Source organism: Streptomyces flaveolus, assembly GCF_014648815.1.
Classification (GTDB): Bacteria; Actinomycetota; Actinomycetes; order Streptomycetales; family Streptomycetaceae; genus Streptomyces; species Streptomyces flaveolus.
On sequence record NZ_BMRV01000019.1, the window covers coordinates 65,613 to 81,587 of the forward strand.

General features: G+C 71.3%; 17 protein-coding genes. 3 read left to right on the forward strand and 14 right to left on the reverse strand.

The genetic code is table 11. From position 1 onward, the window contains the following. Window positions 1-8 precede the first annotated feature (8 nt). Together IEZ05_RS32040 and IEZ05_RS32045 are read right to left on the reverse strand one after the other, a co-directional pair. Window positions 9-1,661: a serine/threonine-protein kinase gene (locus IEZ05_RS32040; protein ID WP_189233808.1), complete on the reverse strand. Its 1,653-nt coding sequence runs from the start codon at window positions 1,659-1,661 to the stop codon at window positions 9-11. A gap of 63 nt (window positions 1,662-1,724) precedes the next feature. Further along, window positions 1,725-2,573, reverse strand: coding sequence for a menaquinone biosynthetic enzyme MqnA/MqnD family protein (locus tag IEZ05_RS32045; RefSeq protein ID WP_189233809.1), 849 nt, complete (start codon window positions 2,571-2,573; stop codon window positions 1,725-1,727). A gap of 288 nt (window positions 2,574-2,861) precedes the next feature. Here IEZ05_RS32045 and IEZ05_RS32050 point away from each other — a divergent pair, with 288 nt between their 5' ends. Both IEZ05_RS32050 and IEZ05_RS32055 read left to right on the forward strand, forming a co-directional pair. Next, window positions 2,862-3,065, forward strand: coding sequence for a cold-shock protein (locus IEZ05_RS32050; protein WP_003974443.1), 204 nt, complete (start codon window positions 2,862-2,864; stop codon window positions 3,063-3,065). A 139-nt stretch (window positions 3,066-3,204) separates the two neighbouring features. Then, window positions 3,205-3,849, forward strand: coding sequence for a class I SAM-dependent DNA methyltransferase (locus IEZ05_RS32055; RefSeq protein WP_189233810.1), 645 nt, complete (start codon window positions 3,205-3,207; stop codon window positions 3,847-3,849). A 15-nt stretch (window positions 3,850-3,864) separates the two neighbouring features. Here IEZ05_RS32055 and IEZ05_RS32060 read toward each other — a convergent pair whose 3' ends face one another. Next, a complete protein-coding gene (locus tag IEZ05_RS32060; RefSeq protein WP_189233811.1) occupies window positions 3,865-5,790 on the reverse strand; it encodes an AMP-dependent synthetase/ligase in 1,926 nt (641 codons plus the stop codon). 344 nt (window positions 5,791-6,134) lie between these two features. On the opposite strand from IEZ05_RS32060, the gene IEZ05_RS32065 reads away from it, so the two are divergent. After that, window positions 6,135-6,992 carry a MaoC family dehydratase gene (locus IEZ05_RS32065; protein ID WP_189233812.1) on the forward strand — a complete coding sequence of 286 codons (858 nt, stop codon included), beginning with the start codon at window positions 6,135-6,137 and terminating at the stop codon, window positions 6,990-6,992. On the opposite strand, the gene IEZ05_RS32070 is transcribed toward IEZ05_RS32065, so the two are convergent. From IEZ05_RS32070 to IEZ05_RS32115, 11 genes are all read right to left on the reverse strand, one after another. Continuing rightward, complete coding sequence (locus IEZ05_RS32070) at window positions 6,977-7,654, reverse strand: TetR/AcrR family transcriptional regulator (protein WP_189233813.1); 678 nt, start codon at window positions 7,652-7,654, stop codon at window positions 6,977-6,979. The genes IEZ05_RS32065 and IEZ05_RS32070 overlap by 16 nt on opposite strands. 99 nt (window positions 7,655-7,753) lie before the next feature. Then, the gene (locus IEZ05_RS32075; protein ID WP_189233814.1) at window positions 7,754-9,067 is read right to left on the reverse strand and encodes a dicarboxylate/amino acid:cation symporter; all 1,314 of its coding nucleotides are present in this window, start codon (window positions 9,065-9,067) and stop codon (window positions 7,754-7,756) included. A gap of 73 nt (window positions 9,068-9,140) precedes the next feature. Then, window positions 9,141-9,242: a putative leader peptide gene (locus IEZ05_RS37145; RefSeq protein ID WP_362492336.1), complete on the reverse strand. Its 102-nt coding sequence runs from the start codon at window positions 9,240-9,242 to the stop codon at window positions 9,141-9,143. A 139-nt stretch (window positions 9,243-9,381) separates the two neighbouring features. After that, window positions 9,382-9,681, reverse strand: a complete 300-nt coding sequence (locus tag IEZ05_RS32080; RefSeq protein WP_189233815.1) for a DUF4229 domain-containing protein — start codon at window positions 9,679-9,681, stop codon at window positions 9,382-9,384. Between the two features lie 101 nt (window positions 9,682-9,782). Next, a complete protein-coding gene (locus IEZ05_RS32085; RefSeq protein WP_189233816.1) occupies window positions 9,783-10,307 on the reverse strand; it encodes a GNAT family N-acetyltransferase in 525 nt (174 codons plus the stop codon). 42 nt (window positions 10,308-10,349) lie between these two features. After that, complete coding sequence (locus IEZ05_RS32090) at window positions 10,350-10,988, reverse strand: UdgX family uracil-DNA binding protein (RefSeq protein WP_189233817.1); 639 nt, start codon at window positions 10,986-10,988, stop codon at window positions 10,350-10,352. Between the two features lie 158 nt (window positions 10,989-11,146). Then, window positions 11,147-12,310, reverse strand: a complete 1,164-nt coding sequence (gene mqnE, locus IEZ05_RS32095) for an aminofutalosine synthase MqnE (RefSeq protein ID WP_189233818.1) — start codon at window positions 12,308-12,310, stop codon at window positions 11,147-11,149. A 57-nt stretch (window positions 12,311-12,367) separates the two neighbouring features. Then, on the reverse strand, window positions 12,368-12,823 hold the full coding sequence (locus IEZ05_RS32100; RefSeq protein WP_189233819.1) for an Lrp/AsnC family transcriptional regulator: 456 nt from the start codon (window positions 12,821-12,823) through the stop codon (window positions 12,368-12,370). 73 nt (window positions 12,824-12,896) lie between these two features. Further along, the gene (locus IEZ05_RS32105; protein WP_189233820.1) at window positions 12,897-13,580 is read right to left on the reverse strand and encodes a UbiX family flavin prenyltransferase; all 684 of its coding nucleotides are present in this window, start codon (window positions 13,578-13,580) and stop codon (window positions 12,897-12,899) included. A gap of 31 nt (window positions 13,581-13,611) precedes the next feature. Then, a complete protein-coding gene (gene mqnP, locus IEZ05_RS32110; protein ID WP_189233821.1) occupies window positions 13,612-14,517 on the reverse strand; it encodes a menaquinone biosynthesis prenyltransferase MqnP in 906 nt (301 codons plus the stop codon). Next, window positions 14,514-15,971 carry a menaquinone biosynthesis decarboxylase gene (locus IEZ05_RS32115; RefSeq protein ID WP_189233822.1) on the reverse strand — a complete coding sequence of 486 codons (1,458 nt, stop codon included), beginning with the start codon at window positions 15,969-15,971 and terminating at the stop codon, window positions 14,514-14,516. Before IEZ05_RS32115 ends, mqnP begins: the two co-directional genes overlap by 4 nt. Between the last annotated feature and the right edge of the window lie 4 nt (window positions 15,972-15,975).

Below are 15,975 nucleotides of genomic sequence, written 5' to 3' on the forward strand. Positions count from 1 at the left end.
CTTTCCGGCTACTCGACCTTCGACAGCCGGGCCTCCGGCTTCCCCGACGCGGCGCTCTCGGAGGCGTACTGAAGGTCGTCGCCGACCGGGGTGAAGCGGACGGTGGTGGGCGACTGGTTGCAGCCGCTGTGATTGCCCTCGGCACCGACCGACGCGGCGACGATCTGCTTGTCCGTCACCTGCTTCAGCGTCAGGACGTCGACGCAGACACCGCCCAGCTGGTCGGTCTGGCGCAACCGTCCCAACTCCTGGCCGATGCCCACGCGTTCGACGGTGACGCGGAAGGTGCCCGCCGGCAGAGTGCCGCCGAGGGCGGTGCCCTGGCCCTCCCAGGTGCCGAGGTAGGCGGCCGGGACGGTGCCCTGGGCGTCCCCCGGGGCCGAGGCGGACGGCGAGTGGGTGCCCTGGTCGGCGTCACCGCCGGCGGTGTCCCGGCGTTCGCCCGGCAGCAGGTCGAACAGGAACACCGAGCCGACCGTCACCGCGGCCAGCGCCCCCGCCACGGCGAGGGCCACCGTGCAACTGAGCCTGCGCCCACGCCCGTCCCCGCCCCGCGTCGAGGTCGCCGCCACGTGCACGGACAGCTTCCCGGGACTCCGCTCACCGTCCCGCGGCCCGGGCACGGCAGTGGGGGGTGCGGGAGCCTGGGGCATCACCGGCGGCGGACCGAAGACACCGGCGGCGTGAGCGCCGGCCTCCTGCTCCCCGGCCGGCACCGACGACCGGCTGAAGTCCACCGGTCCCGACCCCGGACCGCCCTCCCCCGCCGCCTCCAGGTTGAGCAGGTGTACGGCGCTCCGGCTGACCTGCTCCACCAGCACCCCCGGCAGCCAGCCGCCCGCGACCAGCCGGGCGGCGCCGTCCGGGGCGAGCCGCCGGGCCACCTCGCCGGGGGCGGGACGGGCGCCGGGCTCCTTGGCCAGGCACTGGCGGACCAGTTCCCGCACCTCGCCGTCCAGGGCGCCGAGCTCCGGCTCCTCGTGGACGACCTTGTAGAGCAGCGCGGCCGAGGAGTCCCCGGGGAAGGGCGGCCGGCCGGTCGCCGCGAAGGCGAGGACCGCGCCGAGGGAGAAGACGTCGGCGGCACCGGTGACGCCCTTGCCGAGGATCTGCTCGGGCGACATGTAGCCGGGCGAGCCGATCGAGACGCCCGTCGAGGTCAGGGAGGCGGTGCCGTCCGTGGCGCGGGCGATGCCGAAGTCGATCAGAAGGGGGCCGTCGAGGGTGAGCAGCACGTTGGACGGCTTCACGTCCCGGTGCACCAGGCCCAGCTCGTGCACCGCGGCCAGCGCCTCGCCGAGACCCGCGCCGAGCGCCCGTACGGAGTGGGCCGGCAGCGGGCCGCCGTCCGCGACTGCCGCCGTCAGGGACGGTCCGGCCGCGTACGCGGTGGCGACCCAGGGCACGCGCGCTCCCGGGTCGGCGTCGAGCACGGGCGCGGTCCAGGCGCCGCCCACCCGGCGGGCGGCGTCCACCTCGCGGCGGAACCGGGCCCGGAACTCCTCGTCGAGCGCGAAGTGCGGATGCACGATCTTCACGGCGACCGTCCGGCCGCCGGCGCTGCGGCCCAGGTAGACCCTGCCCATGCCGCCGGAGCCCAGCCGGCCGAGCAGCCGGTAGGGCCCCACGACCGTGGGTTCGTCGACATCGAGCGGCCGCATCGGCCCACCCCTCCCCCGTACGCCTGAACCTTCCAGCAGGGTAGTGGCCCGACGGCGCGACGCTCAGGGCGCGAGCAGCTCCACCTTCACGTCGGCCGGGAAACCCGTCGTCGGGCCGACCCGGCGGGCGAACTCCGCGACCGCCTCCAGCTGCGGGGCGCCGAAGCGGAAGTCCAGCGTCGTGAAGTACCGCGCGAGGGTCTCCTCGTCGAAGGACTCCCAGCGGGCCGCCTGCTCGGCGACCTTGTCGACCTCCTCCAGGGAGAGGTTGCGGGAGGCGAGGAAGGCCTCGTGCACCTTGCGGGCGATGAACGGCTCGCGCTCCACGTAGTCGCGCCGGGCCGCCCAGACCGCGAAGACGAACGGCAGGCCCGTCCACTCCTTCCACAGCGCGCCCAGGTCGTGCACGTCGAGGCCGTAGCGCGGCCCGTCGATCATGTTGGCGCGCAGCGCGGCGTCGCCGATGAGGACGGCCGCGTCGGCCTCCTGCATCATCACGCTCAGGTCCGGTGGGCAGGTGTAGTAGTCGGGCTGGACGCCGAAGCGCTCGGCCAGCAGCAGCTGGGCGAGCCGGACCGAGGTGCGCGAGGTCGACCCGAGGGCGACCCGGGCGCCGTCCAGCTTGTCCAGCGGGACCTGCGAGACGATCACGCAGGACATCACCGGGCCGTCGCAGCCGACGGCGATGTCGGGGAAGGCGACCAGTTGGTCCGCGTGCTTGAGGAACTCGACCAGGGTGACCGGACCGATGTCGAGATCGCCCTGCACCAGCTGCTCGCTGAGCTTCTCCGGGGTGTCCTTCGTCAGCTCGAAATCGAGGAGCGTTCCCGTTCTCGCGAGCCCCCAGTACAGAGGCATGCAGTTCAGGAACTGGATGTGGCCGACGCGCGGCCGGGTGCGAGAATTGTCCACATCGCGAGGCTAGCCCTCCCCCGCCGGACGCCCGGCGGCACCCCCCGCTGTCAGCCGAATGACACGTTCGTTCAAACATCCGGGTGAAGTGATCTTGGCCTCTGTTGCGCTCGGGGGCCTGCGTGCTACGCTCACAGCAAGTTGCAGTTTGGTTTCCCTTGCAGTACAGAGCCTGCGGAGCATGTGACCGCGGGCTCTCGTCATTCTCAGACATATGCAGTTGTGCGGATCGGTCTTCACACTTGCTGGTTCTGGAGCAGGGCAACCCTTTGGGCCCAAGGAGGGCTTATGGCTACCGGAACCGTGAAGTGGTTCAACGCCGAAAAGGGCTTTGGTTTCATCGCCCAGGAAGGCGGCGGCCCGGACGTCTTCGTCCACTACTCCGCGATCAACGCTCAGGGATTCCGTTCCCTCGAGGAGAACCAGCAGGTGTCGTTCGACGTCACGCAGGGCCCGAAGGGTCCGCAGGCGGAGAATGTCACTCCTGTCTGATTGACAGCAGTACCCAAGGAGCCCCGCGCCTTCCGGCGACGGGGCTCCTGCCCTTTCCCGCCCCTTTCCGGCGCCTCCATGAATTCCCGGTGAATTCCGACGGCCGGTGGCTGTCAGTGGCAGGCCCTAGGGTCCCGCCATGACCCACGACACCGGCTTCCTGGACACCACCCGCACCTTCTACGACGCCATCGCCGAGGACTACTCCGAGCGCTTCCGCACCGTGCTCGCCGACGCCCCGCTGGACCGGGCGCTGATGGGCGCCTTCGCCGAGCTGGTGGGACCGGACGGGGAGGTGGCCGACCTCGGCTGCGGACCTGGCCAGGTCACCGCCCACCTCGCCTCGCTCGGCCTGCGGGTCTTCGGCCTCGACCTGTCCGCGTCCATGCTCGCGATCGCCCGTCGCGAGAACCCGGGCCTGCGGTTCGAGCAGGGCTCCATGCTGGAGCTGGACCTGCCCGACGGCGCCCTCGCGGGCGCGGTCTCCTGGTACTCGTCGATCCACACGCCGTGGGAGCGGCTGCCGGACTTCTTCGCGGAGGTACGGCGCGTCCTGGCCCCGGGCGGGCATCTGCTCCTCGCCTTCCAGGTCGGCGACGAGGCCCTCCGCGTCGACCGCCCCTTCGGCCACCCGGTTGCCCTGGACCATGAACGGCGACGGCCGGAGCGGATGGCCGAGCTGCTGGAGCGGGCCGGCTTCACCGTGCTGTCGCGGACGGTGCGGGTGCAGGAGGCGGAGACCTCCTCGAAGGTCCCGCAGGCGTGCCTGATCGCCCGCCGCTGAGGCCGGCTCGCCCGGCTACCCCTCGTACAGCCCTTCGACGGCCTCCGCGAAGTCCCGCATGATCGCCTCGCGCCGCAGCTTCAGCGAGGGGGTCAGATGGCCCTCCCACTCCGTGAAGTCCCTCGGCAGGACGGCGAAGCGGCGGATGGACTCCGGGCGGGAGACCAGCTTGTTGGCCTCGTCGACCGCGCGCTGGAGCACCGCCCGGACCTCCTCGTCGTCGGTCAGCAGCTCCGGCGGCACGGGGTGCTTGCCGTTCATGCGGCGCCAGTGGGTGATGCCGTCGGCATCGAGGGTGAACAGGGCGGAGACGTAGGGGCGGCGGTCGCCGAGGACGATGCACTGGGAGACCAGGGGGTGGGAGCGCAGCCAGTTCTCCAGCGGGGCCGGGGCCACGCTCTTGCCGCCCGCCGTGATCAGCAGTTCCTTCTTGCGGCCGGTGATCGTCAGGTACCCCTCGTCGTCCAGGCTGCCGAGGTCGCCGGTGGCGAACCAGCCGTCGGGGGCGGCCGGGACGACACCGCCCGCCTGGGGTTCCCAGTAGCCGTGCAGGACCTGGTCGCCGGCGACGAGGATCTCGCCGTCGGCGGCGATCCGGATCCGGGTGCCGGGCAGCGGCCAGCCCACCGTGCCCAGGCGCGGCTTCAGCGGCGGCGTCACCGTCGCCGCGGCCGTCGTCTCGGTGAGACCGTAGCCCTCGTAGATCTCGATGCCGGCGCCGGCGTAGAAGGCGGCCAGGCGGCGGCCGAGGGGGGAGCCGCCGCAGATGACGTGCCGGACCCGGCCGCCCATGGCGTTGCGGATCTTGCGGTAGACGAGGGGGTCGTAGAAGGAACGGGCGGTCTTCAGGGCCCGGCCCGGGCCGCCGCCCGAGCCGGTCTGGCGGGCCTCCATGGCCTCGCCGTAGCGCACCGCCACCGAGACCGCGCGGTCGAAGACCGTCGCCCGGCCGCCCGACTCGGCCTTGGCGCGCGCCCCGTTGAAGACCTTCTCCAGCATGTACGGGATGGTCAGCAGGCAGGTCGGCCGGAAGGCGGCCAGGTCCGGCAGCAGGTCCTCCGCCTTCAGGCTCGGCGCGTGCCCCAGGCGGACCCGGGCCCGGACGCAGGCCACGGCGACCATCCGGCCGAAGACGTGGGACATGGGGAGGAAGAGCAGGATCGACGGCTCCTCCGTCTGCGTCTTGAAGACGGGGTAGAGCAGCTCGATCGCGTTGTCCACCTCGGCGAAGAAGTTGCCGTGGGTCAGCACGCAGCCCTTGGGGCGGCCGGTGGTGCCGGAGGTGTAGATGAGGGTGGCGAGCGTGCTCGGGCTCAGCATGCCCCGGCGCACGTCCACCTCTGCGTCCGGCACCCGCTCGCCCAGCTCGGCGAGCTGCTCCACGTGGCCCTTCTCCATGACCCACAGGTGCCGCAGGTCCGGGAGGCGGTCCAGCTCGGGGCCCAGGGCCGCCGCCTGCGCGGCCGTCTCGGTGATCAGGGTGACCGCGCCCGAGTCCTGGAGGATCCAGCGGACCTGGTAGACCGAGGAGGTCGGGTAGACGGGGACCGTGACGAGGCCCGCGGCCCAGGCGGCGAAGTCCAGCAGCGTCCACTCGTACGTCGTCCGGGCCATGATCGCTATCCGGTCGCCCGGCATCAGGCCCTCGGAGATCAGGCCCTTCGCCACCGCCAGCACCTGCGCGGCGAACTCGGCCGCCGTCACGTCGCTCCAGCGTCCGTCCCCGGACCTGCGGCTGAGGACCACCGTGTCGGGGACGGCGGCCGCGTTGTCGAAGGGCAGGTCGGCCAGGGAGCCGTGCCGCACCGGCGGGGCGAACGGCGGCACGTACGCCTCCCGCACGGCCCCGTCCAGGCGTCGCGTCTCGGGTGCCACCAGGGTGGGACCGGGCGAGTCGGCGAACGCGGCGGAGGGGGCGAAGGAGGGAAGCGGGGTGGACACGGGCGGCTCCTGGGACGTGCAGCGGCGACACTGCTCAGCTGCATGACGTACGTGCCTCGCGCGCCGAGGCGTTCACCGCCCGGGCCGGAGGACGAGGTCCTGCCGGGGGTTACCGGCGGTCAGGTTCGGGATCGTACGGGGCTCGCGTGGGGAGTTGGTGCGGGTTCGGGGATGGTCCGGCGCCGGGGCTGTGCAGTCTCGGGGGTTACCTGCGGGTAGGTCACGTTCTTTCCGAAATGGCCGTCACACTGCATCTCCCCCTGGCGACACGACAAGGCTTACCTCCGGTAACCTTACTTCAGAGTAAGTGCCCTTGGGTCTGTTCACGGAGCTGGGAGTCACCCATGGCCGACGACCGCCCGCTGGCCGGCGTCCCCTCCCTCCTGCCGCTCCTCGCGCGCGGCGCCCTGCTGTCGCCCCTCAAACGGCCCCGCCCGGACGCGGACTTCCCGCGCACCCGCCTGGTGGTCCCCGGCCTGCGCGTGGACCCGGCGCGGCTGGCCGCCTACGAGCGGGTGTGCGGCTTCCCGGCCGGGGCGGACACGCTTCCGCCGACGTATCCGCACGTGCTCGGCTTCCCGCTGGCCATGCGGCTGATGAGCGGCCGGAACTTCCCGCTGCCGCTGCTCGGGCTCGTCCACACGTCGATCGGCCTCACCCGCAGGGCGCCCCTGCCGGTGGCCGGGACCTACGAACTCGCCGTGCGCGTCGAGTCCCTGCTGCCGCACCGGCGCGGCACCGAGGCCGCGGTCGTGACGGAACTGCGGGCCGGCGGGGACCTGGTGTGGGAGTCGCGCAGCACCTACCTGGCGCGGCACCGCACCGAGGGAACGGACACTCCCGGCGCCCCGCGACAGGAGGAGCCGCCGCTGCCCGTGCGCGCCGAGTGGCGGCTCGCCGGTGACCTCGGGCGGCGCTACGGTGCCGCGTCCGGCGACCGCAACCCGATCCACCTGCACCCGCTCACCGCCCGCCCGTTCGGCTTCCCGCGCGCCGTCGCGCACGGCATGTGGAGCGTGGCCCGGTGCCTCGCCGAGCACGGCACGCCGGACGCGGTCGCGGTGCGGGCCGCCTTCAAGGCGCCGGTACCGATGCCGGGGACGGTGACGTACGGGGCCGGGGACGGACGGTTCGAGCTGCGCGGCGACGGGGGTCGACGGCTGCACCTGTCGGGCGAGGCCGGGCCCTATCCGGCGGCCTGAGCCACCGCTTCGGCCCCGGGCTCCTCGGGCGGGGTCCAGGGCCGGTCGGTCATCAGGTTGCCCAGCCCCGCCCAGGCGAAGTTCATCAGGGTCGCCGCCGCCTGCTTCGCGCTGACGCCCTCGGTCGCGTTGGCCCAGTCGGCGAGCGACTCGGCGGCGCCGACCAGGGCCTCGGCGAGCCCGGCGACCTCGCGCTCGGGCAGGTCCGGGTCACGGTGGGCGTCCCGAGCGGCGGCGGCGATCAGCTGCGTCACGAACGCGACGATCTCCTCGCGCATCACCGCCACCTCGGCGGCGAACGGCTCGCCGTGGGTGCGGGCCTGAAGGTGCAGCACCGTCCAGGCGTCCGGGTTGCGGGCGGTGTGGGTGAAGAAGGCCCGCAGGCCGGACCAGAGTTGGCCGTCGGCCGGCAGGCCCGGGCGGACGCCGGCGCGTACGGCCTCGGTCAGCGCCCGCGCCTCACGGCGGATGCAGGCGGTGAAGAGGTCTTCCTTCGAGTTCAGGTAGAGGTACACCAGCGGCTTGGACACGCCCGCGAGTTCGGCGATCTCGTCCATCGACGCCGCCATGTACCCGCGCTGCCCGAAGGTGCGCACCGCGGCATCCAGCATCTGCTGCTCACGGACCGCACGCGGCATCCGCTTGGTCTTTCCCACACCCATGCGGATCAGCGTACGGTCCGTGCGGCCGTGGTCAGGACGTCCGGACGTCGGCACGTCCGGACGCCACTGCCACGGTCAGGCGATCGAGCGGTCGGGCACTCAGGCCGCGACCGGGACGGGCTTCGCGTCCTGCTTCTCCTGCTCCGGCTCGTCCAGCGGCGAGCTGTGCGCCTCGTCGTACGCCTTGCGGTCGAGCAGGCCCTCGCGGGCGGCGACGATGACCGGGACGAGCGCTTGGCCGGCGACGTTGGTGGCGGTGCGCATCATGTCCAGGATCGGGTCGATCGCGAGGAGGAGGCCGACGCCCTCCATGGGCAGGCCCAGCGTGGACAGGGTCAGCGTCAGCATGACCGTGGCGCCGGTGAGGCCGGCCGTGGCGGCGGAGCCGACCACCGACACGAAGGCGATCAGCAGGTAGTCGCCGATGCCGAGGTGGATGTCGAAGATCTGCGCGACGAAGATCGCGGCGATCGCCGGGTAGATCGCGGCGCAGCCGTCCATCTTGGTCGTCGCGCCGAACGGCACGGCGAAGGACGCGTACTCCTTCGGCACGCCGAGGCGCTCGGTGACCTTCTGGGTCAGCGGCATGGTGCCCACGGACGACCGGGAGACGAAGGCCAGCTGGATGGCGGGCCAGGCGCCCTTGAAGAACTGGAGCGGGCTGACCTTGGCGACGGTGGCGAGCAGCGTCGGGTAGACCACGAAGAGGACGATCGCGCAGCCGACGTAGATGTCGGCGGTGAAGGTCGCGTACTTGCCGATCAGGTCCCAGCCGTAGGTGGCGATGGCGCGGCCGATGAGGCCGACGGTGCCGAGCGGGGCCAGGCGGATGACCCACCACAGGGCCTTCTGGAGGAGTTCGAGGACGGACTCGCTCAGGTTCAGGATCGGCTGGGCCTTCTCGCCGAGCTGGAGGGCGGCGATACCGGCGACGGCGGCCATGAAGACGATCTGGAGGACGTTCAGCTCGGTGAACGGCGTGATGACGTCGGTCGGCACGATGCCGGTCAGGAAGTCGATCCAGGAGCCGGTGTGCTCGGGCTTGGCGCCGTCGGCCGGGGTGAGGCCGGTGCCCGCGCCGGGGTTGGTGACCAGGCCGATGACGAGGCCGATGGCCACGGCGATCAGCGACGTGATCATGAACCAGAGGAGGGTGCGGGACGCCAGGCGCGCCGCGTTGTTGACCTTCCGCAGGTTGGTGATCGACACCAGGATCGCGAAGAAGACGAGCGGGGCGACGGCCAGCTTCAGCAGGCCGATGAAGGTGCCGCCGATCTTGTCCAGGGTGGTGACCAGCCAGGAGACGTCCTGGCTGCGGGCCAGCCAGCCCAGCAGGACGCCGAGGACGAGACCGGCGATTATCTGGGCCCAGAAGGGCACCTTGAAGGACTTCGTGAGGGAGGACACGGACAAGCTCCGTAGGGGGACGGGACGCGGGGACGGACGCGCAGTGCTGACGTGGAGAACGGTGGGATGAGAAGGAACGTCAGGGGCGACAGTTCGCGGACGCGCACCGACAGAGGTCCACGTGCAGGCGCGCCACGAGCCCGAGGCTCGGCGGTGTGGCGGGCGCGGCTGCTGACATCATGCATATGACTTTAACACCTATGCTTTGAGACCCCCAAAGCCTCGCTTTGAGAGGCTGGAGTGGACTACTGGCCGTAAAACGCAAAGCGCCCCGGTTTCCTGTGTTTCGGAAACCGGGGCGCTCGAGCGCGTGTCGGGTACTACGAGGTCTGGCCCTGGGCACGGGCGGTGTCGTCGGCGAGGTCCTCCTGGCCGCGGCTGGCCTCCAGGTTGGCCTTCATGCGGTCCACCCGCTGCACGACCTGAACGGAGGCCCGGTCCCGCTCCTTGCGCAGCACCACGAAGCTGATGGGGGCCGAGAGGACCAGGGACAGCAGGACGATCCACATGCCGTTGGAGTCGCCGAGGCCGCGCGGGAACACGCCGACGTAGACGAGGCCCCAGACGGCCACGAGGCAGCCCACGAAGATCCCGAGGCGCATCAGCGTGTAGCGGAGCATCTCAATCCACTCTTCCGTTTGGGGGAGGCCAGAACGTACCCAAAAGGGCACCGTCCAGTGAAGCACGCCGGGGGCCGCCCGCCACAGCCGGGGTCCCGCGCTCAGGTCAGCGGCAGCAGCATCGTGATGTCGTCCCGGTCGTCGCCCGGCGCCACCCGGATCGCGCCGGGCACCCGGCCGACCTCCTTGTAGCCGCAGGACGCGTAGAACCGCTCCAGGCCGAGGCCGCCCCGGCAGGTGAGCCGGATCGCCTCGATGCCGTCGCAGGTGCGGGCTGCGTCGGCGGCGGCGGCCATCAGGTCCCGGCCGTATCCCCGGCCCTGGTGGCGCGGGTGGACCATCACCGTGTAGAGCCACAGCCAGTGGGTCATCAGCCGGTGGGTGTTGAGGGCGAGGAACGCGGTGGCGGCCACCTGCCCCTCCTCGTCGTGCCCGACGAGCAGCCGGGTGCGGCCCTCGGCCATGGCCACCATGTGCTTGACCAGCTCGGGGCGGACGTCCTCCCGGGCCACCGGCGGTACGAAGCCGACGGAGCCGCCGGCGTTCGACACGTCGGTCCACAGGCCGAGGACGCCGTCGCGCAGCTCGGGGGTCAGGGCGGGGTCGAGCGTGAAGGTAAGGGACACGCACCCATACTAGCTATTACCTCTAGGGCCTCGGGATGTGATCTACGACAAGGCCCGCGCCGCCACCTCCAGGTCGGAGACCAGGCCCCGATAGGCGCCCTCCCGGTCGTCCGCCCGCAGCACCGCCGACGGGTGCACCGTGGGCACCAGCGTCTCGGGCCGCCCGTGGATCTCCTCCTCCAGGACGGTGCCGCGCACCTGCGTGACCCGGAACGACGAGCCGAGCAGCGCCTTCCCGGCCGTGGCGCCGAGCACCACGATCAGCTCGGGCTGCACCCGGGCCAGCTCGGCGGCCAGCCACGGCCCGCACGCCGTCATCTCGCGCAGGGTGGGCGCCTTGTGGATACGGCGCTTGCGCGGCTCGGCCCGGGTGAACTTGAAGTGCTTGACGGCGTTGGTGACGTACGCGTCCGCCGGGTCCAGGCCGGCTTCGGCCAGCGCCCGGTCGAGGAGTTTTCCGGCGGGGCCGACGAAGGGCCTGCCCTGGCGGTCCTCCTGGTCGCCGGGCTGCTCGCCGACGAGCATGACGCGGGCGTCCGCCTTGCCGGCGCCGAACACGGTCTGCGTGGCGTCCCGGTGCAGGGGGCAGCCCCGGCAGTCGGCGGCGGCCCTGCGCAGTGCGGTCAGGCCGCCGCGCTTCGGAACGAAGGGTTGTGCGGTGTAGTCGTCCTCGGGGGCCATGGGGTGCGGGTACCCGCCGTGGCCGGTTCGGATCCGGTGCCGGGTGCGGGTGGCTCGTGGCTGGTCGCGCAGTTCCCCGCGCTGGACGCCCCTGAAAGGGGCGCGGGGAACTGCGCGAACGGCCCCCACTCACCCGCAGCCGAGAGACGACCGGAGAATCACACCCGCATCGGCTGCGGCGAGTCACGCCGCGCCGGGTCGGGCCCCTCGAACTCCCGGATGATCTCGTAGCGCGTGTTCCGCTCCACCGGGCGGAAGCCCGCGTCGCGGATCAGGTCGAGCAGGTCCTCACGCGTCAGCTTGTTCGGCGTGCCGAAGTCGTCCGCGTCGTGCGTGATCTTGTACTCGACGACCGATCCGTCCATGTCGTCCGCACCGTGCTGCAGCGCCAGCTGCGCCGTCTGGACGCCGTGCATGACCCAGAAGACCTTGACGTGCGGCACGTTGTCGAACAGCAGCCGCGACACCGCGAAGGTCTTCAGCGCCTCCGCGCCGGTGGCCATCTGCGTGCGCGCCTGGAGCCGGTTGCGGATCTTCCCGTCCTTCATGTCCACGAAGTCGTGCTGGTAGCGCAGCGGGATGAAGACCTGGAAGCCGTTCGTCTCGTCCTGGAGCTCGCGCAGCCGCAGCACGTGGTCCACGCGGTGGCGGGGCTCCTCGATGTGGCCGTAGAGCATGGTGCACGGGGTCTTCAGACCCTTCTCGTGCGCCAGGCGGTGGATGCGCGACCAGTCCTCCCAGTGGGTGCGGTGGTCGACGATGTGCTGCCGCACCTCCCAGTCGAAGATCTCCGCGCCGCCGCCGGTCAGGGACTCCAGACCGGCGTCGATCAGCTCGTCGAGGATGTCGGAGGCGGACATCCCGGAGATCGTCTCGAAGTGGTGGATCTCGGTGGCCGTGAACGCCTTCAGCGACACGTTCGGCAGGGCGGCCTTCAGCTCCCGCAGCGAGCGCGGGTAGTAGCGCCACGGCAGGTTCGGGTGCAGACCGTTGACGATGTGCAGCTCGGTGAGGTTCTCGCCCTCCATCGCCTTGGCGAGTTTCACCGCCTCCTCGATGCGCATCGTGTACGCGTCCTTCTCCCCCGGCTTGCGCTGGAAGGAGCAGTAGGCGCAGGACGCCGTGCACACGTTGGTCATGTTGAGGTGCCGGTTGACGTTGAAGTGGACGACGTCGCCGTTCTTCCGCGTCCGCACCTCGTGCGCGAGGCCACCGAGCCAGGCCAGGTCGTCCGACTCGTACAGCGCGATGCCGTCCTCGCGGGTCAGCCGCTCACCGGAGCGGACCTTCTGCTCCAGCTCCCGCTTGAGCCCGGCGTCCATGCGATACCTCTTTCTCCGACAGATCCGTCAGACTCCGTAAACCGTACGCCCCGGCGGTCAGGCCTCTTCGGGCAGCTCGCCCACCCGGTTCTCCCACTTGGTGGAGAGCACGATCGTGGTACGGGTCCGGGAGACGCCCTTCGTGCCGGACAGCCGGCGGATGATGCTCTCCAGGCCGTCCACGTCGGCCGCGCGCACCTTGAGCATGTAGGAGTCGTCGCCGGCGATGAACCAGCAGTCCTCGATCTCCTGGAGGTCCCGCAGCCGCTGCGCGACGTCCTCGTGGTCGGCCGCGTCGGAGAGCGAGACGCCGACCAGGGCGGTGACGCCGAGACCGAGCGACGCGGAGTCGACGGTGGCCCGGTAGCCGGTGATGACACCGGCCGCCTCCAGCCGGTTGATGCGGTCGGTGACGCTGGGTCCCGACAGTCCGACGAGGCGTCCCAGCTCCGCGTAGGAGGCCCGGCCGTTCTCCCTCAGGGCCTGGATGAGCTGCCTGTCCACCGCGTCCATGCGATCGAAGCCTTCCACTGAAGAGGTCTGAAGATACGTGTGGGGGGAGATGGTGCTCATGTGGTGCTCGTGCTCAGTCGGTGGTGCGCGACCCTCCGCCGAGCTCGCCGCGCCAGCGGCGATACAGGCCGTGTTCCACGCCCGCCGCGTCGAGGACGCGTCCGGCGACGAAGTCCACCAGGTCCTGGATGTGCGTCGCCCCCGCGTAGAAGGCCGGGGAGGCGGGCACCACGGTCGCGCCCGCGTCGTCCAGGGTGACCAGGTGCCGCAGGGTCCGGCCGTCCAGCGGGGTCTCGCGTACGGCCACCACCAGCTTGCGCCCCTCCTTCAGGGTCACGCTCGCCGCCCGTTGCAGCAGGTCCTTCGACAGTCCCAGCGCGACCCCGGCCACGCAGGCCGTGGAGGCGGGCACGATCAGCATGCCCTTGGCGGGGTACGACCCCGAGGACGGCCCGGCCGCGAGATCGCCCGCGCTCCAGTGCCGTACCCGGTCGCCGCCGAGGTCGACGTCGAAGGTGTCCGGCTTGCCGTCGGCTCCGCGGGCCAGCCACTCGCGCAGGTCCTGCTGCCAGTGGGCGTCGCGGAAGGAGATGCCGGTCTCGTCGAGCAGGGTGAGCCGCGAGGCCCGGCTGACCACCAGGTCGACGCTCTCGCCGGCCGCGAGCAGTGCCCGCAGCACGGATGCCGCGTACGGCGTACCGGAGGCCCCCGACACCCCCACGATCCAAGGCGCGCGCTGCGTCTGTCCTGGCTTCATGATGTCGAGCCTAGCCGCAGGCTCCGAGTATTCAGACGGTGAGGCCCCGAACCAGCAGGTCGAGCAGCGCGCACACGAACAGGGCGATGCCGATGAAGCCGTTGACGCTGAAGAACGCCCTGTTCAGACGGGACAGGTCGTGCGGCCGGACGATCGTGTGCTCGTAGACGAAGGCGCCCGCGACGATCAGCAGGCCGAGCCAGAAGAAGACCCCGGCGTCGGTGGCGACGGCGTACCAGGCGAACAGGGCCGTGGTGACGGTGTGGCAGGCGCGGGCGCCCCAGATCGCCGCGGGGATGCCGAAGCGGGCCGGGACCGACTTCACGCCGACCTGCCGGTCGGTCTCGACGTCCTGGCAGGCGTAGATCAGGTCGAAGCCGCCGATCCAGATGCCCACCGCGAGGCCGAGGATCACGGCCTCCCAGGACCACGCGCCGCTGATCGCCAGCCAGCCGCCGACCGGGCCCATGGCCTGGGCGAGCCCGAGGATGGCCTGCGGGAAGTTCGTGAACCGCTTGCCGTACGGATACACCACCATCGGGATCACCGCGACGGGCGCGAGGGCGAGGCAGAGCGGGTTGAGCAGGGCCGCCGCGCCGAGGAAGACGACGAGGGCGACGAGCGCGCCGGTCCAGGCGTGCTTGACCGACATCGCGCCGGTGACCAGTTCGCGGTGGGCGGTGCGCGGGTTACGGGCGTCGATCTCGCGGTCGATGATCCGGTTGACGGCCATCGCGAAGGTGCGCAGGCCCACCATCGCGACGGTGACCAGGAGCAGCCGGCCCCAGTGGATGTTCTCGTCCCACTCGTACATCGCGGTCAGGGCGGCGATGTAGGCGAAGGGCAGCGCGAACACCGAGTGCTCGATCATCACCAGGCGCAGGAACGCCTTGGTGCGTCCCGGCTGCTGCGGCAGCGCGGCGGAAGCCGACGTCACAGTCCGTACTCCTTCCAGCGGCGGTCGACCTTCGCCGCCGTATCCGGGTCGGACAGCACCATGTCCGGCCAGCCCCCGTCCCGCGTGTACCCCTCCTCGGGCAGCTTCTTCGTCGCGTCGATACCCGCCTTGCCGCCCCAGAACTGCTGGTAGGAGGCGTGGTCGAGGTGGTCGACCGGGCCCTCGACGACGGTGAGGTCGCGGGCGTAGTCGGTGTTGCCGAGCGCGCGCCAGGCGACCTCGTGCAGGTCGTGGACGTCGCAGTCGGAGTCGACGACGACGATCAGCTTGGTCAGGGACATCATGTGCGCACCCCAGATGGCGTGCATCACCTTCTGGGCGTGTTTGGGGTACTTCTTGTCGATCGACACGATCGCACAGTTGTGGAAGCCGCCCGCCTCGGGGAGGTGGTAGTCCACGATGTCCGGGACGATGATCTTGAGGAGCGGGAGGAAGAAACGCTCCGTCGCCCGCCCCAGCGGGCCGTCCTCCGTCGGCGGGCGGCCGACCACGATCGACTGGAGCAGCGGACGCTTCCGCATCGTCACGCAGTCGATCTTCAGGGCCGGGAAGGGCTCCTGGGGCGTGTAGAAGCCGGTGTGGTCGCCGAAGGGGCCCTCGGGCAGCATCTCGCCGGGCTCCAGCCAGCCCTCCAGCACGACCTCGGCGCTCGCCGGAACCTGGAGCGGCACGGTCTTGCAGTCGACCATCTCGATCCGCTTGCCCTGCACGAAGCCGGCGAAGAGGTACTCGTCGATGTCGCCGGGCAGCGGCGCGGTGGAGGCGTAGGTCACGGCGGGCGGGCAGCCGAAGGCGATGGCGACGGGCAGGCGCTCGCCGCGCCGGGCCGCCACCTGGTAGTGGTTGCGGCTGTCCTTGTGGATCTGCCAGTGCATGCCGATGGTGCGCTTGTCGTGGCGCTGGAGCCGGTACAGGCCCAGGTTGCGGATGCCCGTCTCCGGGTCCTTGGTGTGCGTGAGTCCCAGGTTGAAGAAGGAACCGCCGTCGTCGGGCCACGTGAACAGGGCGGGCAGCCGCCCCAGGTCCACGTCGTCGCCGTGCAGGACGACCTCCTGCACGGGCGCGCTGTCGGACTTCACCTTCTTCGGCGGCACGTGCGCCATCGCGCCGAGCTTGCCGAACGCCTCGCGCATCCCGACGAAGCCCTGCGGCAGCTCCGGCTTCAGCAGCCCGCCGATCTTGTCGGAGATGTCGCTGTACGCCTTCAGGCCGAGAGCCTTGAGCAGGCGCCGGTCGGTCCCGAAGACGTTCATCGCGAGGGGCATGTCGGAGCCCTTCACGTTCTCGAAGAGCAGGGCGGGGCCGCCGGCCTTGTTCACCCGGTCGACGATCTCCCCGACTTCCAGGTACGGGTCCACCTCGGCCTTGATGCGCTTGAGGTCACCCTCGCGCTCCAGCGCCCTGAGCAGGGAGCGAAGATCGTCGTAAGCCATGCGG